The sequence below is a fragment of the Microbacterium sp. NPDC059771 genome (assembly GCF_042732495.1).
Classification (GTDB): domain Bacteria; phylum Actinomycetota; class Actinomycetes; order Actinomycetales; family Microbacteriaceae; genus Microbacterium; species Microbacterium sufflavum.
The window spans coordinates 1-4926 of the sequence record NZ_JBHWHK010000007.1; the positions used below are offsets into that span (position 1 = coordinate 1).

7 protein-coding genes are annotated in these 4926 nt (G+C 31.2%); 6 read left to right on the forward strand and 1 reads right to left on the reverse strand.

Going from position 1 to position 4926, the window contains the following annotated elements:
- The 3 genes from ACFV3I_RS18605 to ACFV3I_RS18615 form a co-directional block, all read left to right on the forward strand.
- Positions 1–323 (forward strand): plasmid mobilization protein (locus ACFV3I_RS18605; RefSeq protein WP_162169124.1); only part of this gene is annotated, 323 nt, incomplete at its 5' end.
- Positions 305–1156 carry a relaxase/mobilization nuclease domain-containing protein gene (locus tag ACFV3I_RS18610; RefSeq protein ID WP_002502826.1) on the forward strand — a complete coding sequence of 284 codons (852 nt, stop codon included), beginning with the start codon at positions 305–307 and terminating at the stop codon, positions 1154–1156. The genes ACFV3I_RS18605 and ACFV3I_RS18610, both read left to right, overlap by 19 nt.
- A gap of 25 nt (positions 1157–1181) precedes the next feature.
- The gene (locus ACFV3I_RS18615) at positions 1182–1658 is read left to right on the forward strand and encodes a DUF334 domain-containing protein (protein WP_290125723.1); all 477 of its coding nucleotides are present in this window, start codon (positions 1182–1184) and stop codon (positions 1656–1658) included.
- A gap of 667 nt (positions 1659–2325) precedes the next feature.
- Here the strand turns inward: ACFV3I_RS18615 and ACFV3I_RS18620 are convergent.
- Entirely contained in the window at positions 2326–2805 is a 480-nt protein-coding gene (locus ACFV3I_RS18620) for a hypothetical protein (protein WP_002502830.1), read from the reverse strand.
- Between the two features lie 149 nt (positions 2806–2954).
- Between ACFV3I_RS18620 and ACFV3I_RS18625 the strand changes: the two genes are divergently transcribed.
- From ACFV3I_RS18625 to ACFV3I_RS18635, 3 genes are all read left to right on the forward strand, one after another.
- Positions 2955–3176 carry a helix-turn-helix transcriptional regulator gene (locus ACFV3I_RS18625; RefSeq protein WP_080035860.1) on the forward strand — a complete coding sequence of 74 codons (222 nt, stop codon included), beginning with the start codon at positions 2955–2957 and terminating at the stop codon, positions 3174–3176.
- A 233-nt stretch (positions 3177–3409) separates the two neighbouring features.
- The gene (locus ACFV3I_RS18630; protein ID WP_378823948.1) at positions 3410–4333 is read left to right on the forward strand and encodes a replication initiation factor domain-containing protein; all 924 of its coding nucleotides are present in this window, start codon (positions 3410–3412) and stop codon (positions 4331–4333) included.
- 33 nt (positions 4334–4366) lie between these two features.
- Complete coding sequence (locus tag ACFV3I_RS18635; RefSeq protein ID WP_002502827.1) at positions 4367–4636, forward strand: hypothetical protein; 270 nt, start codon at positions 4367–4369, stop codon at positions 4634–4636.
- Positions 4637–4926: the final 290 nt, after the last annotated feature.

The following is a 4926-nucleotide window of genomic DNA, read 5'->3' on the forward strand; positions in this document are numbered from 1 at the left end:
ACCGTAAGGAGCCAAAACAAATTAGTTTTCGTGTGAGCGAATCCGAATATTTAAAGTTAAGGCAATCTGCGGAAACTTTAAATATGAGTGTGCCTGCTTTCGTAAAGAAAAAGGCACAAGGCAGTCGATTAGTCGCACCAAAATTTGATAAAGAAACGCGACAATCGATTGCTAGAGATTTAAGTAAGTTAGGTGCAAACGCCAATCAGATTGCTAAATATTGTAATAAACATCAACATGAAGCACCCAATTACATAGCGTTAGAACATAATATCAATGAGCTACGTGAAAGGCTTGATGAGATATGGCAACAACTAAATTAGGTAATACCAAATCGGCAAGTCGAGCAATCAATTACGCAGAAAAGCGAGCAGAAGAAAAAAGTGGCTTAAATTGTGATATAGATTATGCAAAATCATCGTTTAAGCAAACACGAGCTTTATATGGCAAAGAGAATGGTGTTCAAGCACATACAGTGATTCAATCGTTCAAGCCTGGCGAGGTAACGCCAGAGCAATGTAATCAATTGGGTCTAGAATTGGCAGAAAAGATTGCACCTAATCATCAAGTAGCCGTCTATACGCACGCAGATACAAATCATGTACACAATCATATTGTGATTAATTCAATTGATTTAGAAACTGGGAAAAAATATCAAAGCAATAAAAAACAAAGAGAGTTCGTAAAACAAAAAAATGATGAAGTATGTAGAGAACATGGATTGTCTGTAACTGAACGCAATGCAACAATGCGATATACTCAAGCCGAAAAAGGCTTAATTGAAAAAGGTAAAAGCTCTTGGAAAGACGAAATTAGAGATGCGATTGAACAATCACAAGCGACAAATTTTGAGGAGCTTGAGAGAGAGTTGAACCAATTAGACATCACAATCGATCGCGTCACAAACAAAACAATCACTTACAGACACTTGAAAGAAAATAAAAAAGTGAGAGGTAAAAATTTAGGTGAACAATTCGATAAGGGGGCATTAGAAAATGAGTTTGCGATCGCAAATGAACGGAGAGAATTCGAGCAACAATTATCAGAATACGAACCAAGAGAAAGTGAGTACAGACCAAGAGATACAGAAAAAAATATTAAACGTCCTAAAGAACTTAGAGTCCAATCACGAGAAAACGACTTTGAACTTGAGTGATGAAGACAAGCTATATATATCACGAATGACCGATCAGATAAAACGCTCGAATACGCACGAGATTAAAGTAAATATTGAGACAGATGATAATCTAAGCGAATTTATTAAACAAAAAATCGATGAGAAATTTGATGAAAAAATACCTAATCTTCGTACAAAGCAAACAATGGAACAATTCAAATGGTCTTTGATGAGAATTGAGGATAAACAAGAAATACTCGATGACAATATTGAAAGTGTTCACAAATGGGCGACTTACTTTAAGTCAGCGTTGATGTTGACACTATTTGCCGTTTTATTGATTAGCGTTGTCGCTACATTCATGGGTGGTTTATTCAATGTTTTAGGATTTGACCACATGTATAAAGGGCTAGAATATCAAATAAAGCACTCAGAAGGTTTTGTAGCATTTTTATGGCATTTAGGATACTTGATACCTTATTTACTATTAGCGACGTTGATATGGCTTATATTGGCTTTAGAACGCAAATATAGATATTAACACGCATTTATGCCGAGAAAATTTATTGATGTTGAGAAGAACCCTTAACTAAACTTGAAGACGAATGTCGGCATAGCGTGAGCTATTAGGCCGACGAGTCGACAGTTTTGGGGTTTGTTAAGGGTTCAGAGGCTCAACGTCAATAAAGCAATTGGAATAAAGCATTAAAAAGAAAGGTTAATTTTATGCTATTAAAAAACAAAATATATTCAGGTATTATCATTGTTATTTTTATACTTTGTTTGATTATAGGATTGAATGAAAACATTATTGGAAAATCTTTAGGGGAAAAGCTCTTTTATTTATTAAATTTTTTATTTTTTGTATTGTTAATTATTGGTACGACAAAAAAAGAAAGGAATTAATATTTTTTTATGGTCCAATAAAAAAATATTTACAGGTATTAGTAGGTTCTTTGATAGCATTATCTTTATCATTTTATTTATTGGTTATATTCTAGAAGTAACTTTTAAAGGAGAGACATATGAATATTTCAAAAGGTTTTGTAAAGGCGATTTGGTTTATAATATGTGTTATTTTAGTAATAATGCTAGGAAATAATTACAAATTTGTAGAAATGTTTTTAATGGTAACTTTAGGTATTATAGGTTTTATACTTATAGAAAATTTTTATAAAAAAAAGAACGGAGATTAATCTCCGTTCTTTTTATGCTCTTTGTATAGGTATTGTTTTACTAGAAACTTTTTTACCTGTTTTTTGGTTGTATACTTTTATTACGTAGTAGCCCATATTATATCCGCTCATATCTCCACTTGGACCTGAAGCTTTCTTCTTGGGTACATAGTGGTATTTTTTAACAGTTAATGGAGCATAATTTTTATCTATTTGATCAATGCTACCTTTGAGTCCAAGTGCTGTTAGTAAAGCACTTCCTGCTTTACCAACATAACCAGGGATACCTCCTATGCCAAGTGATAATATTGCATTGCCAATAGCTTCGTCTTTATCTTGCTTTTTCTGTTGTTTCACGCTTACATTTTTTGATTTAACACTTTCTAATTTATATTTAGATTTAGCTGAAGCTTCTTTGTTAATTTGTGGAGTATGAATATTATTAGGTAAAGCTGCGCTTATAGGTGATAATAATACAGCACCTGCAAGTATTGTTATCACTTTCTTTTTCATTTTCATTTCCTCCTTTTATTGTATTTACAATCATTATTTTAAATTTCTTAAATTTGATTAAAACTGTAAATATTTATAAATTTATGTATAACAGTTCAATTTTTAAAATTAATGTTATAAAAGATATAAGTAAATTAAATTAATAAAAGGTGGAATTTTTAATAGTGTTATCAAAAAATTTAAAGATATTAAGAATTAAAAAAGACGTTAGCCAAGAATTTTTATCTAAAAAAATTGGAGTTTCCATTCAAACGATAAACAAGTGGGAAAATGATAAATGTTTGCCAGATGCTTATAATCTTTTGAAATTAGCAGATTATTATAGTTTAAGTGTTGAAGAACTTATTAATAAAGAATTTGAATTAGTTTAGCAAAAAAGCTTAGTCATATTAGACCAAGCCTTTTGGTAGTGTTATATTAATAACAAAATAAAAAGAAGTCGCTCACTCCCCGACCAAAGTTTGTGAATGCGACTTACCTAAGGAAAAACGTTAAGTTGTTTTTTATATTTTGTATATCTAGATATTAAACGATATTAGTTTTTTCTTCAAGATATATATTCGGGTGAGCGACTTCTTAAAACAAATTAAGGAGTCGATTTTTTATGAGTAGAGAAAATTATTCAAAGTACTTACAAAATAAGGATAGTGACATTTTACACTCAACCGGCTACTCTAATAGCCGGTTAGGAGTGCATTCTGTGCACCCACAAAATCCTAAATTAAGTTTTGACGCTATGACAATAGTTGGAAATCTCAGTCGTGACAACGCTCAAAAGCTATCGTCATTTATGAGTATCGAACCACAAATTCGACTTTGGGATATACTACAAACGAAATTTAAAGCTAAAGCACTACAAGAAAAAGTTTATATTGAATACGACAAAGTAAAAGCAGATACATGGGATAGACGTAATATGCGTGTTGAATTTAATCCGAATAAACTTACGCATGAAGAAATGCTTTGGTTAAAACAAAACATTATCAACTACATGGAAGATGACGGTTTTACAAGAATAGATTTAGCTTTTGATTTTGAAGATGATTTAAGTAATTATTATGCAATGACTGATAAAGCAGTTAAGAAAACTGTATTTTATGGTCGTGACGGGAAGCCAGAAACAAAATATTTTGGTGTAAGAGATAGTGATAGATTTATTAGAATTTATAATAAAAAGCAAGAACGTAAAGATAACGCAGATGTTGAAGTCATGTCTGAACATTTATGGCGTGTAGAGATTGAACTTAAAAGAAATATGGTGGATTACTGGAATGACTGCTTTAATGACTTACATATCTTGAAACCAGATTACTCAACGATAAAAAAAACTTCAGATCGTCATACGATTATGGCTTTATTATTTGATGATAATGAGTGGGGTAAATTAGAAAGACGTACAAAAAATAAATATAGAGAAATGCTAAAAAGTATTTCAGAAATTGATTTAGCAGAGTTAATGAAATTGACTTTAAAAGAATACGAAGACCAATTGCAAAAGCAAATTACTTTTTGGCAAAATAAAATTTAAGAATTAGTATTTAAACATAAAGGGGATGACAAAATGGATAAGAAAAATCAAAAAACTAAATTGGTTAAAAGTTTAGAAGGTCTTGGGGCTTTATTTATAGCAATAGCAATTTTAATATTTATAGTTCGTATAATATTTGATGTTATTTATGGTGGATCACATCTTGTAAAGACTAATGATATTTTTCTATTTTTAGGTTTTTTCATTGCTTTTTTAGCATATTGTTTACAAAAGAGAATTGCAGGGGCTATCTTTTTTGGATTCCTCACTATTTTGCAGTTACTTAGTTTATTTGGTATGTAAATTTTATTTTAACTATGAGTGGCTAGCGTTTAAGCCACTCATTTTTTGCGTAAGCAAAAACATAAAGGGTCTGGGATTAATCCCAGCAAGCCGGTATTTTCAGAACGAAGTGGCTAGAAAATACGACGCTTGCCAAACCACTTTATTACTTGATAAAATTTAGGTTATGATTTAAGCTAAATTTGTATTAAGTAATAATTTTCGAAGAAAGCGTGGTGGGATTAAATGAGCGAACAAAACACATTTGTGGCTAGCGACGAAACTGTTGGGCGAAACCGTAAACCCAACCG

Bases quoted from the DNA above. Each gene is read 5' to 3' on its own strand.
- ACFV3I_RS18610 (WP_002502826.1), top strand. From the start codon at position 305: ATGGCAACAACTAAATTAGGTAATACCAAATCGGCAAGTCGAGCAATC.
- ACFV3I_RS18615 (WP_290125723.1), top strand. From the start codon at position 1,182: ATGACCGATCAGATAAAACGCTCGAATACGCACGAGATTAAAGTAAAT.
- ACFV3I_RS18620 (WP_002502830.1), bottom strand. From the start codon at position 2,805: ATGAAAAAGAAAGTGATAACAATACTTGCAGGTGCTGTATTATTATCA.
- ACFV3I_RS18630 (WP_378823948.1), top strand. From the start codon at position 3,410: ATGAGTAGAGAAAATTATTCAAAGTACTTACAAAATAAGGATAGTGAC.
- ACFV3I_RS18635 (WP_002502827.1), top strand. From the start codon at position 4,367: ATGGATAAGAAAAATCAAAAAACTAAATTGGTTAAAAGTTTAGAAGGT.